The sequence below is a fragment of the Collinsella sp. HCP28S3_E12 genome (assembly GCF_052065595.1).
Classification (GTDB): Bacteria; Actinomycetota; Coriobacteriia; order Coriobacteriales; family Coriobacteriaceae; genus Collinsella.
The window spans coordinates 17059-34257 of record NZ_JBQHTS010000022.1 but is presented as its reverse complement, the minus strand read 5'-3'; the positions used below and the strand labels follow the sequence as shown (position 1 = coordinate 34257).

The 17199-nt window shown below is 61.6% G+C and carries 13 protein-coding genes and 1 other RNA gene; 2 read left to right on the top strand and 12 right to left on the bottom strand.

Features of this window, described 5'->3' with window-relative positions; all coding sequences use genetic code 11:
• Positions 1-377: 377 nt before the first annotated feature.
• Positions 378-741, bottom strand: a transfer-messenger RNA (tmRNA) gene (ssrA, locus tag ACTNBY_RS08305).
• Between the two features lie 239 nt (positions 742-980).
• Between ssrA and ACTNBY_RS08300 the strand changes: the two genes are divergently transcribed.
• Positions 981-1415, top strand: coding sequence for a hypothetical protein (locus tag ACTNBY_RS08300; RefSeq protein ID WP_441016416.1), 435 nt, complete (start codon positions 981-983; stop codon positions 1413-1415).
• Positions 1416-1474: 59 nt separating this feature from the next.
• Here ACTNBY_RS08300 and ACTNBY_RS08295 read toward each other — a convergent pair whose 3' ends face one another.
• From ACTNBY_RS08295 to moaA, 9 genes are all read right to left on the bottom strand, one after another.
• Complete coding sequence (locus ACTNBY_RS08295; protein ID WP_441064117.1) at positions 1475-1990, bottom strand: type II toxin-antitoxin system VapC family toxin; 516 nt, start codon at positions 1988-1990, stop codon at positions 1475-1477.
• The gene (locus ACTNBY_RS08290; RefSeq protein ID WP_441064115.1) at positions 1987-2340 is read right to left on the bottom strand and encodes a hypothetical protein; all 354 of its coding nucleotides are present in this window, start codon (positions 2338-2340) and stop codon (positions 1987-1989) included. The genes ACTNBY_RS08295 and ACTNBY_RS08290 overlap by 4 nt, the downstream gene beginning before the upstream one ends.
• Before the next feature lie 145 nt (positions 2341-2485).
• Positions 2486-2908 carry a hypothetical protein gene (locus ACTNBY_RS08285; protein WP_441064113.1) on the bottom strand — a complete coding sequence of 141 codons (423 nt, stop codon included), beginning with the start codon at positions 2906-2908 and terminating at the stop codon, positions 2486-2488.
• 684 nt (positions 2909-3592) lie between these two features.
• Positions 3593-5269 (bottom strand): Asp-tRNA(Asn)/Glu-tRNA(Gln) amidotransferase subunit GatB, encoded by a 1677-nt coding sequence (gene gatB, locus ACTNBY_RS08280; protein WP_441064111.1) that lies wholly within the window; start codon positions 5267-5269, stop codon positions 3593-3595.
• Entirely contained in the window at positions 5269-6783 is a 1515-nt protein-coding gene (gene gatA, locus ACTNBY_RS08275; protein WP_427728665.1) for an Asp-tRNA(Asn)/Glu-tRNA(Gln) amidotransferase subunit GatA, read from the bottom strand. The genes gatB and gatA overlap by 1 nt, the downstream gene beginning before the upstream one ends.
• Positions 6783-7094: an Asp-tRNA(Asn)/Glu-tRNA(Gln) amidotransferase subunit GatC gene (gene gatC / locus ACTNBY_RS08270; RefSeq protein WP_035136890.1), complete on the bottom strand. Its 312-nt coding sequence runs from the start codon at positions 7092-7094 to the stop codon at positions 6783-6785. Before gatC ends, gatA begins: the two co-directional genes overlap by 1 nt.
• Positions 7095-7394: 300 nt before the next feature.
• Positions 7395-8681, bottom strand: coding sequence for an MFS transporter (locus tag ACTNBY_RS08265; protein ID WP_441064110.1), 1287 nt, complete (start codon positions 8679-8681; stop codon positions 7395-7397).
• A gap of 277 nt (positions 8682-8958) precedes the next feature.
• Positions 8959-10260 (bottom strand): molybdopterin-guanine dinucleotide biosynthesis protein B, encoded by a 1302-nt coding sequence (gene mobB / locus ACTNBY_RS08260; RefSeq protein WP_441064109.1) that lies wholly within the window; start codon positions 10258-10260, stop codon positions 8959-8961.
• Positions 10261-10264: 4 nt separating this feature from the next.
• The gene (gene moaA, locus ACTNBY_RS08255; RefSeq protein ID WP_441064108.1) at positions 10265-11320 is read right to left on the bottom strand and encodes a GTP 3',8-cyclase MoaA; all 1056 of its coding nucleotides are present in this window, start codon (positions 11318-11320) and stop codon (positions 10265-10267) included.
• Positions 11321-11528: 208 nt separating this feature from the next.
• Here moaA and ACTNBY_RS08250 point away from each other — a divergent pair, with 208 nt between their 5' ends.
• Positions 11529-12875 (top strand): MATE family efflux transporter, encoded by a 1347-nt coding sequence (locus ACTNBY_RS08250; protein ID WP_441064107.1) that lies wholly within the window; start codon positions 11529-11531, stop codon positions 12873-12875.
• Positions 12876-13030: 155 nt separating this feature from the next.
• On the opposite strand, the gene ligA is transcribed toward ACTNBY_RS08250, so the two are convergent.
• Together ligA and ACTNBY_RS08240 are read right to left on the bottom strand one after the other, a co-directional pair.
• A complete protein-coding gene (gene ligA, locus ACTNBY_RS08245) occupies positions 13031-15259 on the bottom strand; it encodes an NAD-dependent DNA ligase LigA (protein WP_441064105.1) in 2229 nt (742 codons plus the stop codon).
• Between the two features lie 448 nt (positions 15260-15707).
• The gene (locus ACTNBY_RS08240; protein ID WP_427794169.1) at positions 15708-17168 is read right to left on the bottom strand and encodes a S1C family serine protease; all 1461 of its coding nucleotides are present in this window, start codon (positions 17166-17168) and stop codon (positions 15708-15710) included.
• Positions 17169-17199 lie beyond the last annotated feature (31 nt).

The window sequence follows — 17199 nt, the reverse complement described above, 5'->3', positions numbered from 1 at the left end:
CGCAAATCCGCACCGGCTTCGGCCGCCTGCCGGCGTCCTCGCCCGCGGGCTAAAAACGCTTACGCGTTTTCTTTACGCCCGCGCCCTGCATAGAGTTCGATTCTCCGCGGTGCGGGGATGACGCTGGTGCAGGGCGTTGCCGGCTGTCATCCGATCGGCATCGCATCTATATAGGGTCGAGGCTTTGCGCGGAGAATCCGCGTATTTGCTTCGCAAATCCGCACCGGCTTCGGCCGCCTGCCGGCGTCCTCGCCCGCGGGCTAAAAACGCTTACGCGTTTTCTTTACGCCCGCGCCCTGCATAGAGTTCGATTCTCCGCGGTATCTATAAGTAATAAAAAAGCAGGTAGGTGCGTTTACCTACCTGCCTGTAGCTATTGGTGGAGGCGCGGAGAATCGAACTCCGGTCCACGAAAGCCCCCTGATTGGCATCTCCAAGCTCAGTCGCTGGTTTAGTCTCGGACGCTTTGCGCGCAGCGACACGCTCGCGGCATCCCAACCGGTTCGGTCTTAGCCCGCGCCATACCGATTACGTGCGCGGGAGCATTCCCCTAACATGACGTCGCGCCGGTGTCGGGGAAATCACCGGGTTGACGCGCCGCTATAAACTAAGCAGCGAGAGCCATAGGCTCAAAAGAAGAGTTGTTGTCAATTCAATTTGACGGTACCCCTGTTTAACGAGGCGAGGAGACCTCGGCTTGCTTCCTCTCTCAGAGCTATCGTGTCGAAACCAGTCGCCCCCGAATGTTGGGAAAGTCTGGATGGTATCGGGCCTGCAAACACCCGATAACCGTCGACTTTTCAAGGAACACGCGGGGTAAACCCCGCTCGTGAATAGCTATCTTACCACGTTCTAAAGGCAGACAGCTGCTCTATGCACGAGCTGTGAAGACCCTAATGTGCACCATACTTCGCATTTTTGCCACTGAACACGTCACGTATATTTTCGCCAAGCAAAATTGACCCGTCGAAAGGACCGTTATGGATACCAAGCAGCAACTCATCAATGCCCTCGCAGGCCTGGGCTCGACCATTACCGAAGCCATGGATGTCATCGAAGGCTTTGTCCCCTGTGGACATCCCGCCCTCACGGTATCGAACGCCCTTGTTGCGCTGGACGCTGACGATGATGCAGCTCTCGCCCAGCAGTTTGAGACCGTCGCGGGCTTTATCGACCACGTGAGCGAGAACCGCGGCGTGGCCGCCTACCACGGCATCGAGGTCGAGCTCGCGGGTCCCAAAGCCGATCTGCTCGCAGCAATCCGCGAGGTAGGCGCCCTTATGCAGACCGCAGGCGTCAAGAACACCCAGGTCAACGAGTGGGTCTACCGCAGCCTAGCAGCACTAAACGATTCCGACGAAAAGGCCGCCGAGAAGCTCGTCGAAGCTCCCGTCATCAAGGCAGCGCTTTTGTAATTAAAGGATGCGTGGCCTTCTGAGCGCCGACGTTCCGAAGGCCACGCAAACAGTTCGCGCTAACCGATAGCCGCGCCACCACGTTCGGCCAAAGCTAGAATCGGCATCATTTGGCGCGGGGTCTTTGCTGCAAGATCGGCATGTTCGAACAGCTTGCGATTGTTGGTCACCAAGTAATCGATCTGCGCGCGCTTGCACGCGGCGAGCACCAAGTTGTCCTCGTAATCGCGATGGAGCGCTAAGTATTTGTCGGCTAGCCACAGATCGGATGCATCTGCACCCACGGCCGTGGCGTTTTCGGTCATGTTCCGAACAAACGCCAACGCCGCATCGCCAATTGCACGGACAGATGCCTCGTCGAGCGCTCCCCCGCCGGCAAGAACGCTATGCTTCAGCTCGTGTTGGACAACGTACAGCACGTCCTTGGCGATATGCACCGGAAAGAACAGCAATACCCCCGCCTCCGTCGCCTGCCCAATAAACGCGCGCGCGGCAAGCGACTCGGTATGGTCGGCGCAAAACGAATCGACCCATACGTTGGCGTCCACCATGATCTTAAGGGGGCCTCCACTCACAGGATCATCCCCTTTTGGCGATAATGCTCATCCATGGCTTCGGGATAGATTGTGTCCCAGCTGCGGTCATCAGACGCAGATGATGTATCGATGCCCAGGTCCGCGTAAAGCCGATCCACCGCCGCCCATGATGCGACAAACGGCGAGGTGGCACCAGCACTAGGCAGTTGGTCTTCAACGGCCGACAACACCTCTTCGCACGAACCGCCACCCTGCGCAACCTTGGCCACCACCTTTTTGATGAGCTCGGACAGTATCCCGCCCGAAATCCGCAGCGCCTCCTCGGCACGGTTCTTGACCTGGCGATCCACGCGAACGTTCACCTGCGCCATGCCGCTAGCAGCACCCACGGCGCTCTCGCTCCCTTCAATTGCTATCCTCGATAGCAACACTATATAGAGACGCTATCAATTGGGGTCAGATGCACAAGGCCTGCGCCCGGACGACACCGATGCCGTCTGGGCGCAGGCCAGATAACGTGGGCAAACACGTCTGCTAACGCAGGTAAGCCTTCGCGTTGCTCGGGCTGTAGGCGATCGTCGAGCCGTTGTGCAGCAGCGACGATGCCTGCGAGGCAATCGCGCCGGTACTGCCCAGTGCCAAGAGCGCCGAGTTGGTGAGCATCACCTTAGAGTAGGAGCTCGTCAGACGATCAACGAGGCCCTGGCTCATACGGCGCAGGCGCACGATCGCAGCAAGATCCGTATCGGTCAAAGTGCGCGGAACCGATGATGGCGCGACGCCCTTCGATGGACGAAGCGATGCCGTGCGCCACGATGTACTCGACGGTAGCATGCCGCACGCAATGCCCTGCACGCAGGCATTCTTTACCGGAGCGCTGGCGAGCAGCTTGATGCCAGCCGTACCAAGCAGAAAACCGCCACCGACAAGCAGGGTGTTAAACGTCGGCTTCTTCATGTTGCTTCTCCCTTTTGCCGCATTGGACACGGCACGGTGCCTCAGCACCCAAGTGAATAAGTTTGCATGAGCACCCTTTTGGATAATAGTTAAGAAGGACTAACTATTAAGGTCAAAAATGGTTAACTTTCTGGAAATCTTAGGGTGCAGACCGGCCGACTTTCGACAATCCGTCTGCCACAACGTACATCTCCGGCATCCAAGAAAGACTCTCCCCCGTCCCAGCAAATCGAGGTCTAATACTTTTCCCGAGAAGTGAACGAGCAAAATCGGACCCCTGAAGCATCCGCATTTTTTAGTAACAAAACCGCAGGGAAAACTCGGCAAAACCGCAGGAAACAGCGTCCAAATAGTGTCGATGCTTCAGAGGTCCAAATAAGGTCGTTCACTTCTCGGGAAAAGTATTAAGCTTCGCTTTCCACAGCCCAAAAATGTGACCAAGGGACCGTCCCTGCGCCACATCCACAAAAAAATGAGGGTGCCAACGGCACCCTCATTCACCAAATTCCATTCAGCCCGACTGACCAGAACGGCCGAGTCGCCACGGAACCGAGGGGCCGGGCGCAGGGCCTTGCCTCTCAATGAGTTCCGCACGAACAGGAGGCGCCAGTGGCGCCTCCGTCGTGAGTCAGGACTGTCCGAAATTGAGAGGCAAGGCCCTGCGCCCGGCCCCTCGGTTCCCGCTTACGAGAGCGAGGTTCTCAGCAACTCGTTGAAGAGCTTTGGGTTACCCTTGCCGCGACTCGCCTTCATGCACTGGCCCACCAAAAAGCCGATGACCTTCTGGTTGCCGTCACGATACTGCTGTGCCTGCTCGGCACAGTTTGCCAGCACCTCGTCCACAATCGGCTGCAGCGCGCCGGCATCACTCACCTGACGCATACCGCGCTCGTCGACGATCTTGTTGGGGTCGTCGCCGGTCTGGGCCATGGCCTCAAAGACTTCGTGAGCCTGGTTGGAGCTGATGGCATCGGTCGCCAGCAGCTTGGCAAGCGCTGCCACCTGAGCCGGCGCGATGCCGGACTCGGCGAGCGACACGCCCGCGCCCTTAAGGTAGGCGATCATCTCGTTCACCAGCAAGTTTGCAACCGTCTGGGCCTCCTTGCCAGCCATACCGGCAGCGGAGGCCTCAAAGAACTCGGCAAACTCCGGGTCACCGGCGATTTGCTCGGCATCGGCCGCCTTAATGCCAAAATCGGCCTCAAAACGGGCGCGCTTGGTATCGGGCAGCTCGGGAATCTCACCTCGGCAGCGATCGATGAACTCGTCGTCCAGATCGAACGGCGCCAAGTCGGGGTCGGGGAACAGACGATAGTCGTCGGCCGTCTCCTTCACACGCATGACCACGGTGCGCTTGCGGCTGGGCTCCCAGTGGCGGGTCTCCTGATAGATAATGCCGCCCTCCTCGAGCACCTCGGCCTGGCGGCAAATCTCGTAGGCAAGGCCGTCGTGCAGGCTCTTAAACGAGTTGAGGTTCTTAAGCTCGGTTTTGGTACCCAGCTTGGTCTCACCGCGGCGGCGCAGCGACACGTTGCCGTCGCAGCGCATGGAACCCTTCTCCATCGAGCAGTCCGAAATGCCCAGCGTCACAAAGATGCGACGGAGCTTTTCCATAAACAGGCGAGCCTCCTCAGGCGTACGCAAGTCGGGCTCGGTGACGAGCTCGATCAAAGGCGTGCCGCAGCGGTTGTAGTCGACGAGCGACTCGGCAGCGGCGGTAATGCGGCCCTCGGCACCGCCCACGTGCACCATCTTGGCAGCGTCCTCCTCCATGTGGATGCGCAGAATGCGGATGGGCACCGTGTAGGAACCGTCCTCGCGACGCTCGGGCATCTGCAGGTTGGACGCGTCATAGCTGGCCAGATGGCCGGCACGCTGATTGCCCTCGCGCATGGTCGACGTCATGGACGTGGACAGGCCCTCGGCGTTGGCCGAGGCGCTCGCCAGGCTCTGGGCCTCGGCCTCGCCAAACGCACAATCGGGGCGCTCTGCAGCGCCGCGACCAGTCACGTCCAGGTCCAGGTGACCGTACATGGCAAAGGCGACCGGACCCTGCGTGGTCTGGAAGTTCTTGGCCATATCGGGATAGAAGTAGTGCTTGCGGTAGAACATCGAGTGGCGCTGGATCTCGCAGTTGGTGGCGAGGCCGGCCTTAACGATGCTCTCGATGGCGCGCCTGTTGGGCACCGGCAGGGCGCCGGGCAGGCCCAAGCACACCGGACACACGTTGGCGTTGGGCTCGTCATCGTGGCTGAGCTTGCAGTTGCAGAACATCTTGGTATCGAGTGCGGTGAGCTCGGTATGAATCTCCAGGCCGATCACGGCCTCCCAATCCTGCAGGACCTCGGAAAGCTCCTTCATTACAGCTCGCCTCCCTTCCCGGCAAAATCGGGTGCGACGGAAAGCGCGGGCGCACCCGTGGCGGCATCGGCAAAGCCGCGCTCCAGGGCGCGGGCAAACGTGAGCAGCTGACGGTCCTTAAACGCCGGACCCACCAGCTGGGCAGAAACGGGCAGCTGAGTATCCTCGCCCAAGCCCAGCGGCACCGAGATACCACCGTTGCCGCAAATGTTGAGCGAGATGGTGTACAGGTCGGAGAGGTACATCTGCGTGGGGTCGCTGATCTCGCCAAACTTAAAGGCCGTGCGCGGCGAGGCGGGCATGAGGATGGTGTCCACCTTGGCATACGCGGTGTCGTAGTCCTGCGTGATGAGCGTGCGGGCCTTTTGCGCAGCGTAGTAGTACTTGTCGTACACGCCCGAGCTCAGCAGGTAGGCGCCGAGCATCTGACGGCGCTTGGCCTCGGCGCCAAAGCCGTGGGCGCGCGACAGCGAGCTCTGGTCGGACAGGTTGGCGCAGCCCTCCTCCTGATAGCCGTAGCGAATACCGTCGAAGCGGGCCAGGTTGGAGAACGCCTCGGCCGGGCCGATGACGTAGTAGGCGGCGATGGCGGCATCCAGGTGCGGCAGGTCGACCTCGACCAGCTCGGCGCCCTGGTTCTGCAGCTCCTGGGCGGCGCGCTGAACAGCGGCCTTGACCTCGGACGTCAGGCCCTCGGCCTCCATAAACGCGGGGATGATACCCACGCGCTTACCCTCGATGCTGTCGTTGAGATGCTCGGTAAAATCGACGGCGCAATCCTGGCTGGTGCAGTCGTAGGGATCGTGGCCCGCACCGGTAAGCGCGTTCATGGCCAGCGCGACATCCTCGACCGTGCGGCCGAAGGGGCCCACCTGGTCGAGCGACGAGCCAAAGGCGACCACGCCGTAACGGCTCACGGCGCCATATGTGGGCTTAAAGCCCACCACGCCGCACAGCGACGCCGGCTGGCGAATGGAGCCGCCGGTGTCCGAGCCCAGCGAGAGCGCGACCTCGCCCGCGGCGACGGCGGCAGCGGAGCCGCCCGAGGAGCCGCCGGGCACGCGCTCGGTATCCCAGGGGTTGTTGGTGCGGTGGAACGCCGAGCTCTCGGTGGAGCTGCCAAAGGCAAACTCGTCCATGTTGGCCTTGCCCATGGGCAGGCAGCCGGCATCGAGCATGCGCTGGACGCAGGTGGCGGTGTAGACGCTCTGGTAGTTCTCGAGCATGCGGGAAGCGCAGGTGGTGCGCGTGCCCACAAGGTTCATGTTGTCCTTGATGGCCAGCGGCACGCCCGCAAGCGGGGGCAGCGGCTTGCCTGCGGCACGATCGGCATCCACGCGCGCGGCGGCCTCGAGCGCAAGCTCGGGCGCCACCTGCAGGAATGCCTGGACCCCGCCCTCGCGCGCCTCGATGGCGGCAAGGGAGGCCTGGGCCACCTCGGTAGCGGTAAAGTCGCCAGCGGCAACGCCCGCGGCAATCTGGACAGCGGTAAGGGAATCGAAGCTCTGCGCCATTACTCGCTCTCCCCCTCTCCCAAAATGGACGGCACGCGGAAGTAGCGGTCGCGCGCGCTGCCGGCGTTTTCGAGCGCGACGTCGAGCGGCAGGTCGCGCTCGGGCTCGCGCAGGTCATCGCCCATCACGTTGGACAGGCTTCCGATGGGATGGAACGTGGGCTCCACGTCGGGCAAGTCATATTGCAAGACGGGCTCGAGCATCTGGACGGCATCGTTCATGTAGGACGTCATCTGGGCGAGCTCATCATCGGTCAGTGCGATCTTTGCGTACTCGGCGATACCGCGCACGTCTTTCTCGCTGAGTGCCATAGGCGCTCCCTTCCGCATAACAGTTAAACCGCTCTAGTATACAAGGCAACGCCGGCTTGGAGCAGGCGCTTTACCCAAATGCAGCGAAAACGTAACGAGGGCGGCGGTTGGCAGGCGGCAGGCTGGCGGTTCTGCAGCGAAACCGAACCGTCCATAGCAAAAACCGCCACAAAGGTGCCTGTGAACTGCCCCCTTTGTGGCGGCCAGATCCGCAGGATGGCATGACCCGGGGCGCAAACCATCACAACATTCGACGTTATTCGGCAAAATCGCGATTTTCATCGAATGTTGTGATGGTTTTTACTGCTTTGCGGCACGATCCAAATGCCGGCGTCCAAACAGCAGCAGTGCCGCGGGAACCGCCGTCACGACCATACCCGCCCCGATGAGCGTCTGCTGCACGCCAAACGTCGCCGCCAGCCACGGGGCAATCGCCAGCGGCGCCACGCCGGCGAACATGTTGCCAAAGCCCATGACCGAGTTGACGCGGCCGAGCTGTTCGAGCGGGGCCGTCGTTTGCACGATCGTGTTGTGGAGCGGGTTGACGATGCCCCAGGCCACGCCCAGGGCAATCTGGCCGACAAGGGCTACGCCCACGTACGGTGTCCCCACATAGAGCAAACTTCCCAGGCCCACGGACAGAAGCGCCACAAGCAGCGTCTTAAGGTTGACCAGGTGCGGCGGCAAGCGGAGCGCGACCACGGCGCCCAGCACCGCGCCCACGCCGCAGGCGGACGAGAGCCAGCCCATCCACTCGACACCGACATGCAGAACATCACGGTAGAAGAATGACTCCAGTGGATCGAAGGCGCCATAGCCAAAGTTCGAAAGGAAAATAATGCAGAACAGTAGGGCGAGGACGCTGTTGGTAAAGACTGTCTTGATGCTGGTCACGAAAGTGGCGCGGGTGGATTTATTGGAGTCGGAGCTTTGAATGGCAGTACTTGCCGTTGTGCTGCTATCCGCGGGAGCACTTTCGCGCGCGGCGACGCGACCTGCTTGCGGCCTAAAGCCCCAACCGGCGACGAGCGCCAGTACGGTAAAGATCATCATGAGCAAAAACACCGCGTGTGACGATGCAGCCGCCGCGACAAAGCCGCCCAGTGTGGGGCCGACGATAATGCTCACGTTGGAGAGCATGGCGATGGCGGAGTTGATGTCTTTGAGCTCGACGGGGTCGTCGGTGAGATACGCCGGATAGGACGTGGCGACGGGCTGGGCGAATCCTATCACAAAGCCCAGGAGCACCGCGCCGGCAAGGACTGTTCCGGTCGCGCTGCCAAAGGCGATAATCGCCGCGCCGGTTGCCAACGTGCCGAAGATACTCGCCCGGAAATGCCGGCACGGACCCCAAGCGTCAAGCGCCGCTCCACCCGCAAAGGATCCCAGCATCACGAAGACGTTCATAAACAAGACGGCCAGCGATGTCGCAACGACCGAAGCGCCGTCCGCATAGGTGGGTGTTCCGATGACGCCGATGAAGTAGCTGGTCTGAAAGCCGGTATATATGAGGAAGCGCATTGCCACCAGGTGCTTAGCCTGCGCGGACAGCGAAGGGTGAGGTTTTGAGAGAAGAGATACGAGCACGGAGACTCCTCGTTTCATACGAATACGGGCGGTGGACATTCGTCGCCGTCTGTCAAATCAATCTATCCGCATGAAACATTAAGGACGCATCAGGACCCTTCTCTCCGTTTTTCGCCCGTCATGAACTACTTGGTAGATTGTAAGGCATGTCACAAAAATCTACCAAAGCAAAAACCACCACAAAGGTGCCTGGCCCCTTTGTGGTGGAAATGACGTTTGCCCAGATAGAACCTGCCAAAATAAACCTGTCCCTTTTTGGCAGGTTCAGCGCCAAGCCTTAAAGGTGGTCTTGGATAAGGTCGCAGATGGCGCGGGCGTCGTTGATGTTGATGGCCCGGGTCGCAAAGCCTGCGTCGAAGGCCTGACGTGCCAGGGCTTCGTTGCAGGCAAGGGCCAGCGTGCGGCCGTCGACCAGGTCGAGCGAGCTCTTGCCGCGCAGGCGGTCGACACCGGAGCGCGCGACCACGATGTTGTCGAAATCCTCGGTCTTGTAGCCCTCGATGATCACCACGTCGACATCGTTGTAACGCGACAGCAGCTCGCGCGCGGGCATCTCGTCCTCCTCGCGCGTGTCGGCGTACTCCGCCCAGCGCGTGGCGCAGATGAGGCCCACGTGCTTGGATCCGGCCTGGTGATGGCGCCAGGTATCCTTAGCGGGCACGTCGATATCAAAGCCGTGGTGCCCGTGATGCTTGAGCGATCCCACGCGCAGGCCGCGACGGGTGAGCTCGGCAATGACCTTCTCGACGAGCGTGGTCTTGCCCGAGTTCTGGTAGCCGATAAACGCGATCGCGGGGACGGCCGGTGTCGGAGCTGCGGGCGCGACGGCGACGGGTGCGCTCGCGGGTGCGGCACCGTCAGTGGCCACGGCCTCAACAGCAGCGGCCTGACGCTCTGCGCGGTCCCACACGCCCGAGCGGCCGCCCTCCTTGTGCAACAGGCGCACGTCGACGATCTCCATACCGCGATCAACCGCCTTGCACATGTCATAGATCGTTAGACACGCAGCACTCGCGCCGGTCAGGGCCTCCATCTCGATACCCGTCTTGCCCGTCACGCCGGCCGTAACCAGTACGTGAAAGCCAACCTGCCCGTCCGCGCGCGCCGGTGCCCAGCCCTCGGGCATATCCTCGGCCGGCGTCCCCGCCGGAGCGATGGGCGCAATGTCGCACTTGCTCTTGGTAATGAGCAACGGATGGCACATGGGAATGATGTCGCTCGTGCGTTTGATGGCCATGATGCCCGCCACGCGCGCGCAGGCAAGCACGTCGCCCTTTTTGGCGCGGTCCTGCAGCACCATGGCCTGTGTCTCGGGATGCATGAGGATGGTGCCCTCGGCGATGGCGATGCGATGGGTCTCGGCCTTGTCGGACACATCGACCATGCGCACCTCGCCCTTGGCATCCACGTGCGTCAGCTCGTCGCGGCGGGCGTCACGGGCGGGTTCGGTGGCCGCGCTGGAAGTCGGCTGCGCAGACGCGTCGGCATTGCCAGCATTCGCCGCTGCCGTGACTTTGTGGGCAGACATCGCGGCCCTGCGAGCGGCCTTGGTGGCGTCGGCGTACCTGCTCTTGGCCATATGATCATCCTCCGATTTGGGACATAAATCGTTGCGTGCCCTCAATTATCGCGTGTTCCTGCGGTTTGTGGGCCACGGCATCGCGCCAAATCGAAAGTACCTGCATATCATCACCACGGCGCAGGTCGTCGCGCACCGAATACTCGGCATCGCTAAACAGGCATGGACGCACGTTGCCATCGGCCGTCAGGCGCAGACGGTTGCAATTCGCACAAAAATGGTTGGACATGGCGCTAATAAAGCCAACCGTTCCCGCCGCGCCCGGAAAGCGCCAATAGCGCGCAGGGCCCGCGCCGGCAGGAGCGTCGTTGATGTCGAGCGGCTCGAGCTCGCCCAGTCCCCTCGCGGTGGCCCTGGCATTGATGCGCGCCCGCAGCTCGTCACTCGGCACGGTATCGCTCGCGTCCCACAGCTCGGGATTGAGCGCGGGCGCATGCGGGTCCACAGCGCAATGCGAGCTCGTGTGCTCGTCGCCGATGGGCATATATTCGATAAAGCGCAGGTGAATGGGACGGTCGAGCGTGAGCCGCGCGAGGGCCGCCACATCCTGGTTGAGCCGGCGCACAACAACGCAGTTGACCTTAACGGGCTCAAAGCCCCAAGCCAGCGCCGCGTCGATGCCGGCCATGGTCTGCTCGAGCCGACCCAGGCGCGTGATCTTTCCAAAGAGCGTAGGGTCGAGCGTGTCGAGCGAGATGTTGACGCGGTTAAGCCCGGCATCTTTGAGCTGCGGCGCCAGCTTGGGCAGCAGGGCGCCGTTGGTGGTGAGCGAGATGTCCTCGATCTGAGGGATCGCGCGGATGTCGCGAATAAGCGGAATAATACGGCGGCTGACCAGCGGCTCGCCGCCCGTCAGGCGCACGCGGCGAATGCCCTCCCCCGCCACCAAGCGCACAAAGCGGGCGATTTCCTCGGCGCTGAGTAACTCGTCGTGTGCACGGGGCGCCACGCCATCGGCCGGCATGCAGTAAATGCAGCGGAAATTGCACTTGTCGGTAACGGCAATGCGCAGGTAGTTGATATCGCGGCCAAAACCGTCATGCTGCACGTGCCCGTCCACGCAGCCCTCCCCTCACGCGGCGTTTTATTCTTCGAAAAACATAATACCCCACGAGAGAATCATGCCGACACCCGTACGACAGGACAGGTCGCTTCGAACAAGACCGGCTTTCCAAGCCCATCCTCAACACACAAACCTTGACTCTACAATCGTTGTAGGGTTTTCACTACACTGGTACGGAAACAGACCCAGCCAGAAAGCCCCACCTATGGAACACGACCTCACACGCGGCAATGTCCTTAAGACCATCGCGGTCTTTGCCCTGCCCTATATGCTCTCGTACTTTTTGCAGATGCTCTACGGCATGGCCGACCTGTACATGATGGGGCAGTTTAGCGGTGCCGCCGGCATCACCGCCGTGGGCAATGGCGCGCAGACGCTCTATATCATTACCGTGACGCTCGTGGGTCTGGCCATGGGAACGACGGTTATCGTCGGCCACGCCGTGGGCTCGCGCCGCTTCGATCGCGCCGAGACCGTCATCGGCAACACCATCACGCTGTTTATGGGTGTCTCGGTAGTGCTGGCAGCCATCCTGCTCGCACTGTGCCCACAGATCGTGGCACTTATTGGGACGCCAGCCGAGGCAGTCGAAGGAACCGCCGCCTACCTGCGCATCTGCTTTGTCGGCATTCCGTTTATCGCCGCATACAACATCCTCTCGGCCATCTTTCGCGGCCTAGGCGATTCGCGCTCGCCCATGTACGTGATCGGCGTGGCGTGCATCATCAACATCGCGCTCGATTTTCTGTTTATCGGCCACTTGGGGCTCGGCCCCGTGGGTGCGGCACTCGGCACGGTAACCGCCCAGACGGCAAGCGTTGCCCTCGCGCTCGTGTGGCTTAAGAGCCGCCGTACGAACATCCACGTTAAGCGTAGCGACCTGCGTCCCCAGCCCGAGGTGCTCGGCGGCATCCTTAAGATCGGCGTGCCCGTGGCCGTGCAGGACGGCTGCATCCAGGTGGCGTTTATGTTTATCACCGTCATCGCCAACCATCGCGGCCTGGTCGACGCCGCCGCTGTGGGCCTGGTCGAAAAGATGATCAGCTTTTTGTTCATTGTACCGAGTTCCATGGGCGCCACCGTCAGCGCACTCACGGCGCAAAACGCCGGCGCGGGCAAGGGCGACCGTGCGCGTCAGGTGCTCAAAGACGCCATGACTATCTCGGTGGTGTACGGCTGCCTGATCACGGTGCTGATGTGGCTGGTGGCGCCGGCGTTTATTGGCTTTTTTGCCAAGGACGCTGCAGTAGTCGCTGCCGGCACCGGCTATATGCGCAGCTACATTTTCGACGCGATTTTTGCCGGCATCCACATTTGCTTTAGCGGCTTTTTCGCTGCATACGGCAAGAGCTACATCGGCTTTGCGCACAACGTGCTGGCCGTGGCACTCATTCGCGTGCCGGGCGCGTGGCTGCTGTCGAACGCCTATTCCGACACGCTGTTTCCCATGGGCATCGCCTCGCCGTGCGGGTCGATTCTGTCGGCAGTCATCTGTGTTGTCGCGTTTACCGTGCTCAACCGGCGCGGGGCTTTTGACAAGTTAGCAGCGTAGCGGGGCAACGCGAAATCGCCCTCATTGACGACATCATCAGCGACGACCCCGCGACCTACGTGACGCAGATCACGATGCCGGTTTCCCCAACAAAGTAAGAACCGCCCGGAAGGCATCGCGCTTTCGGGCGGTTCTTCAATTTGACTATTGATGCCTTAAGCCTGGGGCACCTCACCGGTAGCCAAGATCTGCTCGAGCGCGTCCTCGTCCAGCACGGGCACACCCAGCTGCTCGGCCTTGGTAAGCTTGGAACCCGCTTTGGGACCGGCAACCAGATAGCTCGTCTTCTTTGATACGCTGCCCGAAACCTTGGCGCCGAGCACCTTGAGCGCCGCGCCCGCCTCGTCGCGCGTGCGGTTGACGAGCGTGCCGGTGAGCACGAAGGTCAGACCCGCGAGCGGCTGTGCGTCGGCGAGCTCGCCTGCCACGCCAGCGTCGGCTGCGGCTTGCGCGTGCGCGGCGTCCAAATCGACCTCGAGCGACAGGCCCGCCTGGCGCAGACGTTCCAGGACGGCAAGGTTCTCGGGCACGGCCAGGAACTGCTTGACGCTCGCCGCAATCTTGGGGCCGATGCCCTCGCACTCGGCAATATCCTCTTCGCTCGCCAAGATAAGCTTGTCAATCGACAGGAATCGCTCGGCGATGACCTCGCCCACGCTCTTGCCCACGTGACGGATGCCCAGGGCAAACAGCACGCGACCGAGCGGCTGACTCTTGGACTTGTTGAGCTCGGCGATGATTTTCTCGGCCGTCTTGAGGCCTACCGGAATGGGGTCGCCCTTCTTAACGCCCTTTCTGCTGTTGGAGCTGGCATAGGTGCGCCCCGTGTCCAGGCCGGCGATGTCGTCGACCGTGAGCTGGTAGAAGTCTGCGACGTCGTGAATCAGGCCGGCGGCGATCATCTTGTCGACGATCTCGTCGCCTAGGCCATCGACGTCCATGCAGCCGCGGCTCACCCAGTGGAGCAGGCGCTCCTTGAGCTGTGCGGGGCAGTCGATGGACACGCAGCGGTAAGCCACCTCGCCATCCTCGTGGACCACGGGGCTGCCGCACACGGGGCAGACCTCGGGCATATGCCAGTCGACCGAATCGGCCGGGCGCTTGTCGAGCACCGGACCCACGACCTCGGGGATAACGTCGCCCGCCTTGTGCACGATGATGGTGTCGCCCTCGCGCACGTTTTTGCGGCGGATCTCGTCGATGTTGTGCAGCGTGGCGCGCGCGATGGTGGAGCCGGCAACCGTCACCGGGTCGAACTCGGCGACCGGCGTGAGCACACCGGTGCGGCCCACCTGGATGCGAATTTCGCGCAGGATGGTCTGCTTTTCCTCGGGCGGAAACTTAAAGGCAATGGCCCAGCGTGGTGCGCGAGCGGTAAAGCCCAGGTCGAGCTGCTGCTGGAAGCTGTCAACCTTTACGACCACGCCGTCGATGTCGTAATCCAGGTCGCCGCGGTGCTCGAGCGCCTGGGCGCAGAACTCGTGGACCTCGGCCGGCGTGGCGCAACGAGCCACGTTGGGGTTGACGCTAAAGCCGGCGCTACGCAACCAGTCCAGAAACTCGCGCTGGCTGTGGACGTGCAGCGGGTCGGTATCGGCGATGGCATAGATAAAGGTGGCCAGGTCGCGGCGCGCCGTGACCTTGGGATCCTTCTGACGCAAGGATCCGGCAGCGGCGTTGCGCGGGTTGGCGAAGGGGTCGCGGCCCTCGGCATCGGCCTCTTCATTCAGACGAACAAAGCTGCCCTTGGGCATGTACACCTCGCCGCGCACTTCGATGGTGCGCTCGCGGTCGGCGCCCATGTGAGCGAGCGCCGGCTCGGACAGGTGCATGGGCACATCCTTGATGGTACGGACATTGAGCGACACGTCCTCGCCCGTGGTGCCGTCACCGCGCGTGGCGGCGCGCACAAAGGTGCCGTTTTGGTAGGTAAGCGCGACGCCCAGACCGTCGATCTTAAGCTCACAGGTATAGGTGACGCTACCGGCGCCGAGCGCATCCTCGGTGCGCTGGAGCCAAGCGTCGAGCTCGTCCAGATCCATGGCATCGTCCATGGAATACATGCGCGCCATGTGCGTGACCGGCGTAAACTGCTCGCTCACGTAGCCGCCCACGCGCTGGGTATAGCTGTCGGGCGTCACCAGGTCGGGGTAGGTAGCCTCGATTTCCTGCAGCTCAACGAGCATTTTGTCAAAGGCGGCGTCCGTGATCTCGGGCGCATCGAGCATGTAGTAGCGGTAAGCATGGTAGTCGAGCTCGTGGCGCAACTCAGCCGCGCGCGCTGCCGCCTGGGCACGGGTATCGGCCGGTGCGGCGGTATCCGTGCTCGCTGGCGTTTCGGTATCGATGTCCACGCCGTCACCAAACAGGCTCGATTGCTCCATAGCGGCACTCCTTCGCTCGATTTCAAACGGATACAAGAGTACCACCGGTCGCAATGGGGCCGAATAGCAGTCTCAAACCGCACCGAATTGGCAGCGACCGGACCAGGGTTGGACAGTTAGTTCAGATTTGTATAATTACGCGCGCCGAATCGAGCTGAAATATCGGCTTTTCGCCCCAATCAATCGTTCTGAACGGCAAATTAGGTTTGCTTCCGTCTTCGAGACACCCATCTCGGCCCGTCTTTCATTTCAAAACCGCTCAAAACACGCCTCTGACCGCACCCGTTTTATACAAATCTGAACTAACTGTCCAAGCCCTTCCGAACCATGCCCTTGCCATTTCTAAATGATCCGTTTTCCTCCGTCCCCAACGGATCAATAAGAGAAGAGGGGCTGTCCCGCGCTGGCGGAACAGCCCCTCTGGCTTCGATATGTGCGATACAGCTCGTTAGAAACCCTGACCGTAGCCTTGCCCCTGACCCTGTTGGCCCAGCAGTTCTTCCAGGTACTGGCGCAGTTGCTCGTCGGTAATGCCGCCGTTGCCGGTGTCGGTCGCGCTGTCGTTCTGCTGCTGGTTCTGCAGCTCCTCATCAGAACCCAGCTCGACCGTGACCTTTTTCTCTTCCTTGCCGCGCACGAGCGTGATCTCGACCTTCTCGCCCACCTCGTGGCTGCGCAGCGCGATAATCAGGCCATCGGCGCTCGTAATCTCATCGTCACCCAGCTTGGTGATAACATCGCCCTCTTGGATGCCAGCCTTGGCGGCAGGACCGTCCTCGACGACACTTGCCACATACGCGCCGCTATCGGTGCCGAGATTGTTAGTGCGGGCGTTGAGCGCGTTGACGCTCGAAAGCGTGGCGCCCAGGTATGGATGAACCGGCGTCTTGCCGTCGATAATCTGGTCGGCGATGTTCTTGGCATAGTTGACCGGAATGGCAAAGCCCACGCCCGAGCTGGAGCCCGAGTAGCTCTCGATAAGAGAGTTAATACCCACGAGTTCGCCATTGTCGTTAACGAGCGCGCCGCCGGAGTTGCCCGGGTTGATGGCGGCATCGGTCTGGATCATGTTGGCGTAGATGGTGTTGCCGCTGGTAGAACTCATGGCCGTGGAGCGATACAGCGCCGACACAATGCCCGTGGAGACAGATTGCTCGTTGCCGAACGGCGAGCCGATCGCCATGACCCACTCGCCCACGTTGAGCTTGGAGGAATCACCAATCTCGATCGGCGTGAGCTTGGAGGCGTCAGCATCCTTGAGCTTGATGACGGCCAGGTCGCTCGAGGCGTCGTTGCCCACGAACTCGGCCTCGTAGGTGGTACCGTCGTCCATGGTAACCACGTACTGGTCATAGCCATCGACCACATGGTTGTTGGTGAGGATGTGGCCCTCGGTATCGAGCACCACGCCCGAACCGACGCTGCCCGAACCATCCGACTCGTCGGCAGACTGCGAAAGCGAGCCATTCTGGCTACCGCTCGAAGTGGCGGTGATGGAAACGACGGAGGGCAGGGCCTTGGCAGAAACGGCCTCGGCAAGCGTGGTGTCCTCGGAGTCGATCGTAATCTTTTGCGTCGATGAACCCGAAGCACCCGCCGTCACGACATTCTTTCCGCCGCCAATGTTGAGCGTTCCACTCATAATGAGCGCGATGACCAGCAGGGCGCCGCAGGCGCAGCCGGCGAGCGCCGTAATAAAGATCGGCAGCTTTTTGGTCTTGGTCTTGACCACCGTGTGCTTGTTTACAACCTGCTGACCGCCCAGCGGCTGGCCGGTCTGTGTGTCGTAGGCCTGTACGTAGGGAATGTTGCCGTCGGCAGGCGTCGACTCCACCTGCACGCGCGGCTGCTGCTGGGTCTCGCCGGCGTTGCCCGCATCCTGGGGACGCTGGGAATCGTTCTCGCTCATAGCTGCGATCCTTTCGTCTAATAACCAAAGG